Genomic DNA, 15,344 nt, shown 5'->3' with positions numbered 1-15,344 from the left:
TCTGGCCGTGTCGACCCTTCAATCACGCGTGTCGACTGCTCAATCACGCGTTTTGGCCGGCGGTGGGGGCCGTGAGGAGGCCGCGGTCGTAGGCGATCGCCACCGCTTCCGCGCGGCGGCTCGCGCCGAGCTTCGCCATCACGCGGGACAGGTGGACGCTGACCGTCTTTTCGCTGATGTAGAGCTCTTCGCCGACCTGGCGGTTCGTGCGGCCCAGGGCCACGCGCTCGAGGACGTCGCGCTCGCGGTCGGTCAGCGGGTCGACGACCGCGCGGGCCGGCGCCGCCGGCTCGACGCCCGCCAGGTCCACTCGCGCGCGGTGCGCCAGGTCGCGGACGGCGTCGCGCAGCGGGATCGCGCCCAGCCGGGTCGCGACGGCGTGCGCCGACTCCAGGGCGGCCCGCGCCCCGTCGACGTCGTCGGCCAGCAGCCGGGCTTCCGCCTCGTGGCGGCGGCAGATCGCCTGCTCGTAGACCGCGCCGTAGCCGAACGCCTCGGCCGCGGCCGCCCACTTCGCCGGGTCGCCCCGGCCGGCCAGGCAGGACGCCGCCGCCTCGAGCCGGGCCAGCCAGGCCCGGCCCTCCGGCCCCAGCTCCACCGACCGCGGCTGCCCGACGACCGCGCACATCCGGCCGTGCGCCAGGAGCCGTTCCCCCACCTCGACGGCGGCGTCGACGGTCGCCTGGTCACCGCGGACCCGGGCGTCGGCGGCCCGCGCCGCGGCGGCGGTGACCCCGAGCGCGGCCACCCGGATCCCGGCCAGCAGGCCGGGTTCGATCCGCTCGAGCCAGCCGACGAGGTCCTGCGCGCGCTTCACCGCGTCCGCGTGGTCACCGCGCCAGTACGCCAGCTCGATCCCGGCATCCCCGGCGGACAGCGGGATCTGGATGTCCGCCGCCCAGTGCTGCCGGAGGCCGGCGACGAGCTTCGCGGCCTCGTCGAACCGGCCGCGGGCGACGACGAACAGCGACCAGATGGCGAGGATCCGCGCGGCGACCGCGCTCGACACCCCGCGCCCGGCCCGGCCGGCGCTCTCGTCCGGCCAATCTCCCACCAGGTAACGCAGGGTCAGCTGCCGCGCCCGCAGCTCCAGGCCGTAGACGCTCCAGCTGAGCCCGGCCTCTTCCGCCCGGGCGACACCGCGTGACGCGTGTTCGAGCGCTTCGGCGTACTCGGCCTGGTCGTCGTAGCTCAGCGCCAGGAAGTAGGTCGCGCGGTTCTCGGTGTTCAGCGCCCCGGCGTCCCGCGCCTTGCGTTCGGCCTGGCGCAAGCGTTCGCGCGCCTCGGCGGCATCGCCCGCCGAATCGGCGAGCGTGCCCAGCGTGACCAGGGCCGACGCCTCCGCGCCCGCCGCGTCGGCCGCCTGCGCGTCGGCGACCGCGGTGAGCGCGCTGTCCAGCGCCGCGTCCGGCTGGTCGAGCACCCGCAGGAACCCGGCGCGGCTGGCCAGCACCCACGCGCGGGTGCCGCTCGGTTCGGTGTCCTTGACCAGGTCCCACGCCTTGTCGATGGCCGCGACGGCCTCGTCGAGCGTGCCTTCCAGCGCCAGCAGCGCTTCCGCCAGCCGCCGCCACGTCTTGGCGGCGCGGTCGGCCGAGCCGCCAGGGGTCAGGGCCTGCGTCGCCGAGCGGGCGAACGCGGCGGCCCGCTCGGGCTCACCGGACGTGCCCGCGAAGTACGACGCCTCGTGCAGCAGCCGCAGCTCGTCGAAGCCCTCGGGCCGGTCGGCGGCCGGGACGGCGTCCCAGATGGACAGTGCCTGCTCGACGTGGCGCAGCGCCGACCCGGGCGCGCCCAGCTTCTCGGCCTCGTCCATCGCGCGCAGCAACGCCGGCAGCGCGGTGACGAGATCGCTGCTCTGCAACGAGTGGTAGGCCAGCTTCGCGTCGTGCCCGCGGCCCTGCGGCCTCGAGGAGATCCGGGCCGCGTACGCCGCGTGCGTGCGCGACCGCTCCCCCGGCAGCAGGTCGCCGTAGACCGCTTCCTGCAGCAGCGCATGCCGGAACCAGTAAGCGCCGTCCGGCATCACGACCAGCACGTGGTGCTGGACGGCCTCGCGCAGCGACTCGTCCAGCTCGAGCTCCCCCAGGGCGGAGATCTCGGCCAGGGCCGCGTGCATCACGGGTTCGTTGGCCACCGACACGACGCGCACGACGCGGCGGGTGTCCGGCGAAAGGCGCTCCAACCGGGAGAGCAGCACTTCGGCCAGGCCCGCGGGCAGGTCGTTGCACTCGGTCTTGGTGGCGAGCAGCTCCTCGGCGAAGAACGGGTTGCCCTCGGACCGGCTGACGATGTCGGCCACGACGTCGGCCGGCAGCGGCTCGTCGGCCAGCGCCTCGACGAACGTGCGGGCGTCGGCGTTGCCGAAGGCCTGCAGGTCGACGCGCTCGACGGTGGCGAGCCGGACCAGCTCCGAGAGGAGGCCGCGCAGCGGGTGGCGCCGGTGCACGTCCTCCTCCCGGTAACTGCCCACGACCAGGAGCCGTTGCGCACGCAGCCTGCTGAGCAGGAACGACAGCAGGTTGCGGGTCGAGGCGTCGGCCCAGTGCAGATCCTCCAGCAGGATCACCACCGGCCGCGACTCGGCGATCTCGGTCAGCACCCCCAGCACCGCGTCGAACAACTGCAGCTGACCGAGATCCTGCTCCGGCCGGGGACGCACCATCGTTTCCCGGTCGTTCGAGGTCATCGGGGCGTGTTCGGCCGCCCGGGGCTCCTCGAGGCCCTGGCCCTGCGGCAGCAGCCGGCCGAGCGCGGGCCGGGCCCGCACCGCGGCGGCGACCGCCGGGTCCGCCGCGACCCCCAGCGGGGCGAGCGCCTCGGCGAACGGAAGATAAGGAAGACCGCCCTCGCGGACGTCGATGCAGCGGCCGGTGAGCACCAGCGCGCCACACGCGGCGACGTGCTCGCCGAGCGCGGTCAGCAGCCGGGTCTTGCCGACGCCGGCGTCCCCCGAGAGCAGCACCGCGCCGGCTTCACCTCGTTCTGCACGGGCGAAGGCGGCGCGGAGCCGCCGCATCTCGTGGGTACGGGCGACGAGCGGGATTCCGGAGCCGAGTCGGGGCACAAGGTGCATTCTTGCTCACCCCACCGACAAGTTCCGCACGCTTATCGCCTTGGACACCATCACCGCGCCCCTACCGGGCGGTCTTGCCGACGCCCGCGGTCTCCCGCGAGGCTTCGCGGCGCTCCTGCGCCGGCACGTCGACGGTGCTCCGGGCGGCCCGCACGTGGCGGACGGCACGGCGCGCGCGGGCGGCCCAGGCGCTGCGCCCGGCCTTCCGCAGTTCCTCGGCCCGGTAGGCCGCTTCGGCCCGGACCGCGTCCAGAAGCAGATCGGAGTGCATGTCGTTCCCCTGTTCCCTGACTTCACCGGCGGGAGTTCACCGGCTGGTAGGACTCAGGTTCGTCCTGAGGGGGTGCCTCAGGCATCGGGTGATCACGTACCCCTGGCACGGAAAAGACCCCTTACTCCCATCCGAGCCCAGCTCGGCGGGGGTAAGGGGTCTTCGAAACCGCCTCAGTCGCGCTCGGGGCCGCCGGGCCGCACCGCGGCCAGCAGCCCCTGCCAACCCGATGCGGGCAGGCGGAACGCACCACCCTCGGGGTCCTTCGAGTCGCGCACCGCGGCACCGCCGGCGACGAACGCGACCTCGACGCAGTCGTTCCCGCCACCGCTGTGGCTGCTCTTGCGCCAGCGCGCACCCGAAAATTCGGCTTCCATGGTCCCCAACTCCCTTACTGTGTCCTCGGTTCCAAGTGGTGCACCGGTGCCGGCGCGGCCGCCCGTTCGGCGAACCGGCCGGCGGCCTCGGCGATCAGCTCCACCGAGTCGTCCGGTTTCAGTGCGGCCGCGCGCAGATGGTCGAACATCAGCCCGTAGCGCCGCACGTCTGTGGGTTCCTCCAGGTAGAGACCGCTGGAGGTGCTGTCGTCGACGTAGACGACGTCCGGGTCGGCCTGCTCCGGGAAGCCCATGATCAGGAAGGGGCCCTCCATCCCGGGGTGCGCGCCCGCGCCGAACGGCACCACCTGGATGGTCACGTTCGGCTTCTCGGCGACGGCGACCATGCGGTAGAGCTGCTCGGCCATCACCTCGGCGCTGTCGACCACGCGGTGCAGGACGGCCTCGTCGATCACGGCCCAGTACTCCGGCGGCGGGGTGTCGGACAGCAGCTCCTGGCGCGCCATCCGGGCCGCGACCCGGCGGCGGGTCTCGGCGTCCTCGGCGTCCGGGCGCAGCGCGCGGATCACCGCGCGCGCGTACCGCTCGGTCTGCAGCAGGCCCGGCACCAGCAGCGCCTGGAACGCCCGCAGCGAGCTCGCGTCGGCTTCGAGCCCGACGAACGTGCCGGTGAACACCTCGTTGTAGGCGTGCCACCAGCCGCGCTTGCGGGCCTCTCTGGCCAGCTGGACGAGCGCCTCCTGCTCGTCACCGGTGATCCCGTAGAGCGCCAGCATGTCCCGCGCGTCGCGCGGGGTGACCCCGACGTGGCCGGTCTCGATCCGGCTGATCTTCGACGCGGAGCACTCGAGCTTCTCGCCCACCTCGTCGATGGTGAGATCCGCGGCCTCGCGCAGCCGGCGCAGCTCACCGGCGAGCCTCCGGCGGCGAACCGTGGGGCTCTGTCCCCTGGCCATTCGGCACCTCCGGATGTCGACGGCGTCGTAGCCGTTCGCTTGCTCCCAGTATCTAACCAGGACGGTGCGGCATTAACACGGCACCGATTCCCGCCCGGTCGCGCGCGTCGCATCTGCAATTTGCAGAATGCTCTTGTATCCTCGCACTCTGCACTGCGACAGGACGCGGCACGGGCCGGGGTCGTTCGGCCATCAGGCCCTGTCCGAGCCTGTGAGCAGCGTAGACGATGGCCGCGCGGTTCGCCGTGCAGTCATTCGGAGAAGGGGTCCGGGGCCGTCCCCCGATCGGCCCCGGCCCCCTTCCCCGGCCCGAATGCCCCATTCCGATGGCGAATACGCCGACTATTTGTCGCCCGTAAGGGTGATTTTCCCGCCACCGTTCAGAGGACGCGCAGGAGTCCTTCTTGGACGACCGTGGCGATGAGCGTGCCGTCGGCGCCGAAGAAGCGGCCCGTTGCCAGCCCCCGCGCTCCGGAGGCGGTCGGTGACACGCTGTCGTAGAGGAACCATTCGTCGGCGCGGAACGGCCGGTGGAACCAGAGCGCGTGGTCGAGGCTCGCGCCGAGCACCTTGTCGGTGTCCCAGTAGACGCCGTGGCGCGCGAGCACCGAGTCCAGCAGCGTCATGTCCGAGGCGTAGGTCAGCACGCAGACGTGCAGCAGCTGCTGGTCGGGCAGCTTGCCGTCGGCGCGCATCCACACCTGGTTGCGCGCGGGGGGCTCGCCGGTCTGGCGGGTGACCCACGGCGGGTCGTTGACGTAGCGCAGGTCGATCGGGCGCGGGCGGCTGTGCGCGCCGATCGCGTACCCCTCGGCGCGTTCCATCAGCGTCGGCAGCGTCTCCGGCGCGGGCACGCCCTCGGGCATCGCCTCGGCGTGGTCGATGCCCGGCTCGTCCTTCTGGAAGGACGCCGAGAGCGAGAAGATCGCCTTGCCGTGCTGGATCGCGATGACGCGGCGCGTGGTGAACGAGCGGCCGTCCCGGATCCGGTCGACCTCGTAGACGATCGGCACGCTGGGGTCGCCGCCGCGGATGAAGTACGCGTGCAGCGAGTGGACGCGGCGCTCGTCGGGCACGGTGCGCCCGGCGGCGACCAGCGCCTGCCCGGCGACCTGGCCGCCGAACACGCGCACGGGTGAGTGCGCGGGCGACACGCCGCGGAAGATGTTCTCCTCGATCTTCTCGAGGTCGAGGAGCGCCACCAGGCGGTCCAGCACGGGCTGGCCGCCACCCGGGATCTCCAGCTCGGTGGCGGCCGTCCTGGCCATTTCAGTCATGGCCAGACCCTATTCGGTACTTGTCCCCGTCGTCCCTTACGCGTGGTCGTCTTCACCAAGGCGGTGGACGTGGATCAGGTTGGTCGACCCGACGGTCCCCGGCGGCGAGCCGGCCACGATGACGACCAGGTCGCCCTTCTGGTACTTGCCCATCTCCAGCATCGCGTGGTCGACCTGCTGGATCATCTGGTCCGTCGACTCCACCCGCGGCACGATCTGGGTGGTGGTGCCCCAGGTCATCGAGAGCTGGCTGCGGACGCAGTCCTCGGGCGTGAACGCCAGCAGCGGCAGCCGCGTGTGCAGCCGGGCCAGGCGGCGCACGGTGTCGCCGGACTGCGTGAAGGCGACCAGGGCCTTCGCGTTGAGGCGCTCGCCGATGTCGCGGGCGGCGTAGGAGATCACGCCGCGCTTGGTGCGCGGGACGTGCGTCAGCGGCGGGACGACCGGCGAGTCGGTCTCGACCGCCTCGATGATCCGGCCCATCGTCTGGACGACCTCGATGGCGTACCGGCCGACACTGGTCTCCCCGGACAGCATCAGCGCGTCGGCGCCGTCGAGCACCGCGTTCGCGACGTCGGAGGCCTCGGCGCGGGTCGGCCGGGAGTTGTTGATCATCGACTCGAGCATCTGCGTCGCGACGATGACCGGCTTCGCGTTCTCGCGGCAGATCTGGATGGCGCGCTTCTGGACCAGGGGGACCTGCTCCAGCGGCAGCTCGACGCCCAGGTCGCCGCGGGCGACCATCACCGCGTCGAAGGCCAGCACGATGGCCTCGAGGTTGTAGACCGCCTCGGGCTTCTCGATCTTCGCGACGACCGGCAGGCGTCCCTTGCCGACGCGGTCCATGACCTGGTGGACCAGGTCGATGTCGGCGGGCGAGCGGACGAAGGACAGGGCGATGAAGTCGACGCCCAGCTCGAGCGCGAACTCGAGGTCCTCGATGTCCTTCTCGGACATGGCCGGCACGGAGACGTCCATGCCGGGCAGGGAGACACCCTTGTTGTTGCTGACCGGGCCGCCTTCGGTGACCTCGCAGACCACGTCCTGGCCGTCGACCTCCTTGACCACCAGGCCGACCTTGCCGTCGTCGACCAGCAGGCGGTCACCGGGCTTGGCGTCCTTGGCCAGGCCCTTGTAGGTCGTCGAGACCCGGTCGTGGGTGCCGGCGACGTCCTCGACGGTGATCCGGACGATGTCGCCGTTCTGCCACTCGACCGGCCCGCCGGCGAACGTGCCGAGGCGGATCTTCGGGCCCTGCAGGTCGGCGAGGATGCCGACGGCCCGGCCACTCGCGGCCGCGGCGTCCCGGATCAGGTCGTAGACCTGCTTGTGGTCGCCGTGGCTGCCGTGGCTGAAGTTCATTCTCGCGACGTCCATTCCGGCGTCGACGAGAGCCCGCATCTTCTCCGGGGTGGCAGTGGCGGGGCCCAGGGTACAAACGATCTTCGCGCGTCGGCTCACGTTCGCATAGCGTAGACCCTGTCGGCGCATTCGTCTGTACCGATCCCGAAAAGTTCAGAGAAACGGTTCAGAAACTCTGGGGTCAGCGCCGCGGCAGCTCGCTGGGGCCGACCCGGTCACGGGCCCATTCGTTGAACTCGCGCAGCTGCCGCCAGGCTTTGCGCACCCGGTCGAGGGCGCCGCGCTCGTGCAGCACGTCGTCCGGCTCCCAGGCCCGCACGGCGTACACCGAGCGGTAACGCAGCAGGTCGAGGCGGGGGTGCTCGGCGTCGAAGCCGCGCGGCTTCGACTTCAGCCGGTCGCCCTTGACCTCCCAGCCGGCGCGCTCGAGCTTCGTGATGATCTTCTGGAGCGCCTCGCCGTGCAGCTCGGTGTCGACGGCCTTGCGGAACCGGGCGATCTGGTCGGAGGCGAGGAAGAAGCACCCGCCGCCGACCCGCAGGCCCTCCGGCCCGACCTCGACGTAGTAGGCGCCGCCGCCGCGGCCCTGCTCGAGCACGCCGCCGCAGTGGGTCTTGTAGGGCGTCTTGTCCTTGGCGAACCGGACGTCGCGGTAGGGGCGGAACACCTTGGGGTCGCCGAAGCCGTCACCGAACTCCGGCGCCAGCTCCGCGAGCAGCGCCTCCATCGGGGCGCGGACGTCGGACTTGTAGGTCTCGACGTGGTCGTCCCAGTAGGGCTTCGAGTTGTCTTCCACGAGACCGTCGTAGAAGTCGACGGCGTACTCGCCGAATCCGCTGAACTTCACGGTGAGGAGGGTAATCGGGGGTACCGACAGGAACTGAAACCCGGTGCGGCCGGCACGCCGCGCGCGGCCGGCCGCACCGGGAGCCCCTACTTGGCGACGGCGCTGATCAGCTCGCCGTCGGTGGTGTCGCCCGAGAGGTCCCAGACCATCGCGCCGCCGAGGCCCTGCTGCTCGGCGTAGCCGATCTTGCCGCCGATGGTCGACGGGGTGTCGTAGCTCCACCAGTTGCTGCCGCACTTCGCGTACGCGGTGCCGGCGATCGTGCCGGTCGACGGGCACGAGGTCTTGAGCACCTTGTAGTCGTCGATGCCCGGCTCGTACTTGCCCGGGGCCGGCCCGGTCGCGGTGCCGCCCGGGGCGTCCTGCGTGACGCCGGTCCAGCCGCGGCCGTAGAAGCCGATGCCCAGCAGCAGCTTGCCGGACGGGACGCCCTTGCCCTTGAGCTTCTGGATCGCGGCGTCGGAGTAGAAGCCCGGCGTCGGGATGCCGTCGTAGGACGTCAGCGGCGAGTGCGGGGCGGTCGGGCCCTGCGCGGCGAACGCGCCGAAGTAGTCGTAGGTCATCACGTTGTACCAGTCGACGTACTGGGCGGCGCCCGCGTAGTCGGCCAGGTCGATCTTGCCGCCGTCGGTGCCGTCGGCGGTGATCGCCGAGGTGACCAGCTGGGAGCCGAACCTGGCGCGCAGCGCGGACATCAGGTTCTTGTACGCGCCGGCGCCGCTGGAGTCACAGCTCAGGCCGCACGCGTTGGGGTACTCCCAGTCGATGTCGATGCCGTCGAAGACACCGGCCCAGCGCGGGTCGTTGACCAGGCTGTAGCAGGAGTCGGCGAACGCGGCGGGGTTCTGCGCGGCCTGGGTGAAGCCGCCCGACCAGGTCCAGCCGCCGAACGACCAGATCACCTTGAGGCCGGGGTGCTTGGCCTTGAGCTCCTTCAGCTGGTTGAAGCTGCCCGCGAGGGGCTGGTCCCAGGTGTCCGCGACGCCGTCGACACTGCCCGCGGCGTCGTAGGTCTTCTGGTAGTCGGCGTAGGCGTCGCCGATGGCGCAGCCGCCGTTGGTGACGTTGCCGAAGGCGTAGTTGATGTGCGTCAGCTTGCTCGCCGAGCCCGACGTCTCGATGTTCTTGACGTGGTAGTTGCGGTCGTACACCCCCCAGTCGGTGAAGTAGCCGACGACCTTGCCGACGGAAGCCTCGGCCTGCGCGGGCGCGGCGGTGGCGGCCGGAGCCGTGGCGGCGCCCGCCACCAGGCCCGCGGCGGCCGCCACGGTCAACAGCGCCGAGAAGCTCTTCCTGCGGAAACGGGACATGTCTTCTCCCTTCGGAGAATTACCGACAACCATGGGGACCACGTGGTGGAGACCACACCAACCGTAAATGGACTAGACCATCAGGTCAATGGTTCAGACCAAGCAGCCCAGTGGGGCGGCGGCACATGCCTTGACAGGAATATGCCCGGCGGCGCATATTTCCAGGGTGATGCAGACTTTCGACGTCCTCGCCGAACCCCGCCGCCGCACCATCCTCGACCTGCTCCGGGACGGCGAACGCTCCGTGGGCGAGCTCGTCGAGCAGCTCGACCTCAGCCAGCCCGCGGTGTCCAAGCATCTGCGGGTGCTGCGTGAAGCCGGGCTCGTCACGGTGCGGATCGCGGCCCAGCGCCGCTGTTACGCGCTGCGCCCGGACCCACTGGCCGAAGTGGACGCCTGGCTCGCCCCCTACCGCCGCTTCTGGGACGGCCGCCTGGATGCACTGGAACGCCGTCTCGATGAGACGGACCCCGCCTGACCGCACGACAGCCCGTACCCGCGTGTCGTCCGGTCCGGTGGCCCGGCGGGTCCTAATCAGACGGCTCGAAGGTGATGCCTGCGGCCGCCGCGCGGCGCTCGCCCCACTCGTACAGGGCCGTGAGCGCCGGGCGCAGCTCCTCCCCCACCGGCGTCAGGTGGTACTCGACGTGCGGGAGGCGGCCGTCGTGCTCCTCGCGGCGGACGATGCCGTCCGCCGCCAGCTCGCGCAGCTGCTGGGTCAGCATCTTCTCGCTCACCCCCGGCATCCGGCGGCGCAGCTCGCCGTAGCGGTGCGCGCCCTCCTTGAGGTGGGCCAGGATCACCGGCTTCCACTTGCCGCCGATGAGGTCGACCGCCAGCTCCGTCGCGCAGTGGTAGCGCTTCATCCCGTCCCCCTACGCACCGGAAAGTAAGTGGTTGCCCGGCCGGGCGGCCGCTGGTTGCCTTGCCGGGTGATCGTCGAATACCTGCGGTACACCGTGCCAGAGTCCAGGGCCGCCGACTTCGAGAAAGCCGCGTTCGGCCTCCGGGTCGAGCGCGCGGCCGGCCGCTACCTCGTGCGCGCCGAAACGCCGTTCGCGGGCATCGAGGGCTTCACGCCCGACGGCGAGCCCGAGCGGTACGAGACCACGACGCCGACGCTCTACGAGTGGGCCGGCGGTCACGAAGCGCTCGTGAAGCTGCTGACCGTCTTCTACGGCCACGTCCTCGAAGACCCGCTGCTCGAGCCGGTGTTCCGGACCATGGACGCGCACCACGCAGAGCACGTCGCGACCTGGCTCGGCGAGGTCCTCGGCGGGCCCGCCGCCTACTCCGCCGGCCACGGCGGGCACGCCCACATGATCGGCCGCCACCTCGGGCGCGCCATCACCGAGGAGCAGCGCCGCCGCTGGGTCACGCTGCTGCTCGACGCCGCCGACGAGACCGGCCTGCCCGGCGACCCCGAGTTCCGGGCCGCGTTCACCGGCTACCTCGAGTGGGGCAGCCGGCTGGCCGTCGTCTTCTCCGCGCCCGGCGCCGAGCCGAACCTGCACGAACCGGTCCCCCACTGGGACTGGCCCAGGCCACCCTGGCCGCCCGCGCCGTCCTAGCCGCATAGTGAGGGCAGTCGAAAGGAGGCTGCCCTTGATCCGGGTGGACGGTCGGACCCTGCGGTGCGCGGACGTCGTGTCGGCGGCGCGCACCGAGGGACCGCTGGGAATCGACGTCTCGATCGCCGCCCTGCGCGGTGCCGAGCACGCCTGGAAGCTCGCCGAGGACCTGAGCACCCGGCGGGTGGTCTACGGCCGGACCACCGGCGTCGGGGCCAACAAGGACGACACCGTCGCGAGCTCGAAGGAGCACGGCCTGCGCCTGCTGCGCAGCCACGCCGGCGGCAGCGGCGACCCGATGCCGCCCGGCCAGATCCGCGGGATGATGCTGATCCGGCTCAACCAGCTCCTCGCCGGGCGGTCCGGGATCAGCCCCGAGCTGATCGGCGCGCTGGCCGAGGCCGTCCGCACCGGCGCGCTGCCGCTGGTGCACCGGCTCGGTGCGATCGGCACCGGCGACCTGGCCCCGCTGGCCGAGACGGCGCTCGCGCTCACCGGCGAACGCGACTGGGTCGCCGGGCACGTCCCGGCGGTACCGGTGCACGCGGGCGACGCACTGGCCTTCATGAGCAGCAACGCCGCGACGCTCGCCGAAGCGACGCTGGCCGCGATGCGGCTGGACACGCTGACCCGGGCCAGCCACGCCATCGCCGCGCTGACGTACGTCGCGCTCGACGGCAACCCCGAGGCGTACGCGACGCCGGTGCACGAGGCGCGGCCGCACGCGGGCCAGGTCGCCTGCGCGGCGGAGATGCGGCGGCTGCTCGGCATGCACCAGACACCCAAGCCGGGGCGGCGGATCCAGGACCCGTTCGGCTTGCGGGCGTTCCCGCAGGTCCAGGGCCCGGCGCTGGACGCGATCCACTACCTGCGTGACGTGCTGGCCGTCGAGATCAACGCGAGCACCGAGAACCCGATGATCTCCACCGTGCACGGCGACGCCTACCACCACGCGCACTTCCACACCGCGTACGTCTCGACGGCGCTGGACCAGGCCCGCGCGACCGTGCACCAGGTGGCGGAGCTGTCGGTGGCGCGCCTCGGCGACCTGGTCGAGCCGGAGTTCACCGGGCTGCGGCCGTTCCTCGCGGCCGGGCCGGCGGGCAGCTCGGGCGTGATGATCCTGGAGTACGTGGCGCACGACGCGCTCACCGAGCTGCGGCAGGCGGCGCTGCCCGCGACGCTCGGCACGGCCGTCGTGTCCCGCGGCATCGAGGACCACGCGAGCTTCTCGACGCAGGCGGCCCGCGCGGCGACCGCGGCCTGCACGTCCTACCAGCAGGTGCTGGCGTGCGAGCTGGTCGCGGCGGTCCGCGCGCTGCGGATGCGGGACGCCGACCTGGTGGACCTGCCGGTGCGCGACGCCTTCGACGCGGCGTCCGAGGTCCTGGACGAGAGCACCGACGACCGCCCGCTGACCGACGACATCGCCCGCGCGATCACGGTTCTGGACACCCTCGCCCGCATTTAGCGTGAACCCGGATCGCCCCTTCTGCGAACAACAGGCGCAGATGGCCTCACGACAGGCAGGCGGTTCATGAGTTCACCAGGTGAAGCCGGGGACGACGCGGAGATCATCGCCGCGTCGCTCCGGCACCCCGAGCGGTTCGCGGCGGTCTTCGACCGGCACGCCCCGACCGTCCACCGCTACCTCGCCCGGCGGCTCGGCGGCCAGGTCGCCGACGACCTGTTGGGCGAGACGTTCCTGATCGCGTTCGGCGGCCGCGGCCGCTACGACCCGGCGTTCCGGGACGCGCGGCCGTGGCTCTACGGCATCGCCACGAACCTCGTCGGGCGGCGCCGGCGGGAGGAGGCGCGCGAGTACCGGCTGCGCGCCGCACTCGGGCCGCCCGCCGACCAGGCGTGCCACGCCGAGCAGGTCGCCGCGCAGGTGACGGCCCAGGCGATGAACGCCCGGCTCGCCACGGCACTGGCCGCCCTCTCCCCCGGCGACCGCGACGTGCTGCTGCTGATCGCCTGGGAATGCCTGGCCTACGAGGAGGTCGCGGCCGCGCTGGGCATCCCGGTCGGCACGGTCCGGTCGCGCCTGAACCGGGCCCGCAAGAAGGTCCGCGCCCAGCTGGGCCACACCACCGCCGAGGAGGTCTCGAACCATGGATGAGATGCAGCTGCTCCGCGAGTTCGCCGGACCGGCGGAACTCCCGGCGCCCGGCGACCTGGGCCCGTCGCGCGCCGACCTGCTCGCCGTGGCGAGACGACCGGCTCGCCGCCGTCGTGTGGTGTGGGGCGGGTTCGCCACAGCCGGGCTGGCCGCGGCCGTCGCCGCCGTCGTCGTGCTGACGCCGGCCGGCACCGCCGTCCCGCCGGCCCCGCGGGAGGAGTCCGATCCGGTCCGGATCCTGTACCAGGCCGCCACGCTGGCCCGCGCCCAGCCGGACGTCGAACCCCGGCCGGACCAGTTCGTCTACACCCGGACGCGCGGCGCGGACGGCCGGGAGAACGAGAGGTGGGCGTCGGTGGACGGGACCCACGACGGGTACGAGTTCCGGTTCGGCCACGGAACCGAGGTCGCCGGCTGCCGCGACGGGAAACGGGTGCAGCACGAAGGCCAGGGGCGGATCGTGACCAGCGCGTGCCAGCCGTTCCCGGCGTTCCTCCCGGACCTGCCGACGGACGCCGACGCCATGCTCGCCTACCTGCACCAGAGCACCTACGGCGAAGGCGACACCCTGCAGGATCTCGGCACCGAGGTCGTGACGCTGGCCGGCGGCTACCTGCGCCCGGCGGCGCGGGCCGCCCTCTACGAGGCGGTCGCGAAGGTGCCGGGGCTGGTGCTCCGGCCGGACGCGAAGGACGTCACCGGCCGGCCGGCCGTCGGGATCACCTGGAACGGCACGACCGAGCACGCGATCGGCAACCAGGACGAGTTCCTGTTCGATCCGGCGACCTTCGCCTACCTCGGCACCGGGACCGGCTCGGTGCTGAGCCAGGGCATCGTCGACCGGGTGCGGCAGCGGCCCTGACCCGGAAAGCCGTGAAGGCCACCTTGAGGGACTCTATGTCCCTCAAGGTGGCCTTCACGGACAACCAGGCGCGGGCTCAGCCGAAGAAGACTTCGGCCTCTTCGTAGCGCTCGGCCGGGACCGTCTTCAGCTCGGCGGTCGCTTCCGACAGCTTCACGCGGACGATGTCGGTGCCCTTCAGGGCCACCATGACGCCGAAGTCGCCGTCGGCCACCGCGTCCACGGCGTTGAGGCCGAAGCGGGTCGCGAGCACGCGGTCGTACGCGGTCGGCGTGCCGCCGCGCTGGACGTGGCCCAGCACGACCGCGCGCGACTCCTTGCCGGTGCGGCGCGCGATCTCGTCGGCCAGCCAGGTGCCGATGCCGCCGAGGCGGACGTGCCCGAAGGCGTCCTTCTCGCCGGTGAGCAGCCGCTCTTCGCCGCCCTCGGGCAGCGCGCCCTCGGCCACGACGATGATCGGCGCGAACTCCTTCTCGAAGCGGCGCTCGACCCAGGAGACGACCTGGTCGACGTTGAAGTGCCGCTCCGGCACCAGGATCACGCTCGCGCCGCCGGCCAGGCCGGAGTGCAGCGCGATCCAGCCGGCGTGCCGGCCCATGACCTCGACGACCAGCGCCCGGTGGTGCGACTCGGCGGTGGTGTGCAGCCGGTCGATCGCCTCGGTCGCGATGGAGACCGCGGTGTCGAAGCCGAACGTGTAGTCGGTGGAGCCCAGGTCGTTGTCGATCGTCTTGGGCACGCCCACGACGCCGATGCCGTCGTCGGTGAGCCGCTTCGCGACGCCGAGGGTGTCCTCGCCGCCGATCGCGATCAGCGCGTCGACGCCCTGCTCGGCGAGAACCTTCTTGATCTGGTCCACCCCGCCCTCGACCTTGTACGGGTTGGTCCGCGACGAGCGCAGGATCGTGCCGCCACGGGTGAGGATGTCTTCGACGTCGTTCAGGCCGAGCGGGCGGCTGTCGCCCGTCAGCGGGCCGTTCCAGCCGTTGCGGAAGCCGACGAAGTCCCAGCCGTGCACCTCGATGCCCTTGCGGACCACCGCGCGGATGACCGCGTTGAGACCCGGGCAGTCGCCGCCGCCGGTCAGCACACCGACACGCATGAGAATCCTCCGTTTGTGTTCGCTGGAGATGACAGTCACATTTCGCCAGGGCCAAGCGTAGCCGCTTCCGTCTGGATCGGTGCAGCCCGTACCACCTGCCGAATCGGTACACGTTCGAGGTGTGATAATTTTGCTCCGTGCAGCGTTATTACTGGTTTACGAGGCCGGCCCCGGGTGGGCACGGCGGCGTCAACCTGCGCTGACCACCACCCCGAGCCGGATGTCCTACCGGCTCGGCGAGGTCCCCCGC

General features: G+C 72.0%; 15 protein-coding genes. 5 read left to right on the top strand and 10 right to left on the bottom strand.

Features of this window, described 5'->3' with window-relative positions; genetic code table 11:
• Nucleotides 1-43: 43 nt before the first annotated feature.
• The 8 genes from ACIOD2_RS28240 to ACIOD2_RS28205 all read right to left on the bottom strand — a co-directional run bounded on the left by ACIOD2_RS28240 (nucleotide 44) and on the right by ACIOD2_RS28205 (nucleotide 9,437).
• On the bottom strand, nucleotides 44-3,076 hold the full coding sequence (locus tag ACIOD2_RS28240) for an AAA family ATPase (protein WP_400544264.1): 3,033 nt from the start codon (nucleotides 3,074-3,076) through the stop codon (nucleotides 44-46).
• Nucleotides 3,077-3,137: 61 nt separating this feature from the next.
• On the bottom strand, nucleotides 3,138-3,347 hold the full coding sequence (locus tag ACIOD2_RS28235) for a hypothetical protein (protein WP_400544261.1): 210 nt from the start codon (nucleotides 3,345-3,347) through the stop codon (nucleotides 3,138-3,140).
• 173 nt (nucleotides 3,348-3,520) lie between these two features.
• Nucleotides 3,521-3,724, bottom strand: coding sequence for a DUF397 domain-containing protein (locus ACIOD2_RS28230; protein WP_323332993.1), 204 nt, complete (start codon nucleotides 3,722-3,724; stop codon nucleotides 3,521-3,523).
• Between the two features lie 14 nt (nucleotides 3,725-3,738).
• On the bottom strand, nucleotides 3,739-4,641 hold the full coding sequence (locus tag ACIOD2_RS28225; RefSeq protein WP_400544258.1) for a helix-turn-helix domain-containing protein: 903 nt from the start codon (nucleotides 4,639-4,641) through the stop codon (nucleotides 3,739-3,741).
• A gap of 380 nt (nucleotides 4,642-5,021) precedes the next feature.
• Nucleotides 5,022-5,918, bottom strand: coding sequence for an acyl-CoA thioesterase (locus tag ACIOD2_RS28220; protein WP_400544255.1), 897 nt, complete (start codon nucleotides 5,916-5,918; stop codon nucleotides 5,022-5,024).
• Nucleotides 5,919-5,954: 36 nt separating this feature from the next.
• On the bottom strand, nucleotides 5,955-7,379 hold the full coding sequence (gene pyk, locus ACIOD2_RS28215) for a pyruvate kinase (protein WP_392762210.1): 1,425 nt from the start codon (nucleotides 7,377-7,379) through the stop codon (nucleotides 5,955-5,957).
• Between the two features lie 82 nt (nucleotides 7,380-7,461).
• Nucleotides 7,462-8,127, bottom strand: a complete 666-nt coding sequence (locus ACIOD2_RS28210) for a DUF2461 domain-containing protein (protein ID WP_400544250.1) — start codon at nucleotides 8,125-8,127, stop codon at nucleotides 7,462-7,464.
• An 86-nt stretch (nucleotides 8,128-8,213) separates the two neighbouring features.
• The gene (locus ACIOD2_RS28205) at nucleotides 8,214-9,437 is read right to left on the bottom strand and encodes a glycoside hydrolase family 18 protein (protein ID WP_400544247.1); all 1,224 of its coding nucleotides are present in this window, start codon (nucleotides 9,435-9,437) and stop codon (nucleotides 8,214-8,216) included.
• 169 nt (nucleotides 9,438-9,606) lie between these two features.
• On the opposite strand from ACIOD2_RS28205, the gene ACIOD2_RS28200 reads away from it, so the two are divergent.
• Nucleotides 9,607-9,915 carry an ArsR/SmtB family transcription factor gene (locus ACIOD2_RS28200; RefSeq protein WP_392762410.1) on the top strand — a complete coding sequence of 103 codons (309 nt, stop codon included), beginning with the start codon at nucleotides 9,607-9,609 and terminating at the stop codon, nucleotides 9,913-9,915.
• A 52-nt stretch (nucleotides 9,916-9,967) separates the two neighbouring features.
• Here ACIOD2_RS28200 and ACIOD2_RS28195 read toward each other — a convergent pair whose 3' ends face one another.
• Nucleotides 9,968-10,303 carry a winged helix-turn-helix transcriptional regulator gene (locus ACIOD2_RS28195; protein WP_400544245.1) on the bottom strand — a complete coding sequence of 112 codons (336 nt, stop codon included), beginning with the start codon at nucleotides 10,301-10,303 and terminating at the stop codon, nucleotides 9,968-9,970.
• A 66-nt stretch (nucleotides 10,304-10,369) separates the two neighbouring features.
• Here ACIOD2_RS28195 and ACIOD2_RS28190 point away from each other — a divergent pair, with 66 nt between their 5' ends.
• The 4 genes from ACIOD2_RS28190 (at nucleotide 10,370) to ACIOD2_RS28175 (ending at nucleotide 13,992) form a co-directional block, all read left to right on the top strand.
• The gene (locus ACIOD2_RS28190) at nucleotides 10,370-11,008 is read left to right on the top strand and encodes a group II truncated hemoglobin (RefSeq protein ID WP_400544242.1); all 639 of its coding nucleotides are present in this window, start codon (nucleotides 10,370-10,372) and stop codon (nucleotides 11,006-11,008) included.
• A 34-nt stretch (nucleotides 11,009-11,042) separates the two neighbouring features.
• Nucleotides 11,043-12,479, top strand: coding sequence for an aromatic amino acid ammonia-lyase (locus tag ACIOD2_RS28185; RefSeq protein WP_400544239.1), 1,437 nt, complete (start codon nucleotides 11,043-11,045; stop codon nucleotides 12,477-12,479).
• A 66-nt stretch (nucleotides 12,480-12,545) separates the two neighbouring features.
• A complete protein-coding gene (locus ACIOD2_RS28180; RefSeq protein WP_400544236.1) occupies nucleotides 12,546-13,130 on the top strand; it encodes an RNA polymerase sigma factor in 585 nt (194 codons plus the stop codon).
• The gene (locus ACIOD2_RS28175; RefSeq protein WP_400544233.1) at nucleotides 13,123-13,992 is read left to right on the top strand and encodes a CU044_5270 family protein; all 870 of its coding nucleotides are present in this window, start codon (nucleotides 13,123-13,125) and stop codon (nucleotides 13,990-13,992) included. Before ACIOD2_RS28180 ends, ACIOD2_RS28175 begins: the two co-directional genes overlap by 8 nt.
• Before the next feature lie 76 nt (nucleotides 13,993-14,068).
• On the opposite strand, the gene ACIOD2_RS28170 is transcribed toward ACIOD2_RS28175, so the two are convergent.
• Nucleotides 14,069-15,094 (bottom strand): 6-phosphofructokinase, encoded by a 1,026-nt coding sequence (locus ACIOD2_RS28170; RefSeq protein WP_400544230.1) that lies wholly within the window; start codon nucleotides 15,092-15,094, stop codon nucleotides 14,069-14,071.
• Between the last annotated feature and the right edge of the window lie 250 nt (nucleotides 15,095-15,344).

It is taken from the genome of Amycolatopsis sp. NPDC088138 (genome assembly GCF_044741685.1).
GTDB lineage: Bacteria > Actinomycetota > Actinomycetes > Mycobacteriales > Pseudonocardiaceae > Amycolatopsis.
The sequence above is the reverse complement of the archived record's forward strand: the minus strand, read 5'-3'. Positions and strand labels throughout refer to the sequence as shown.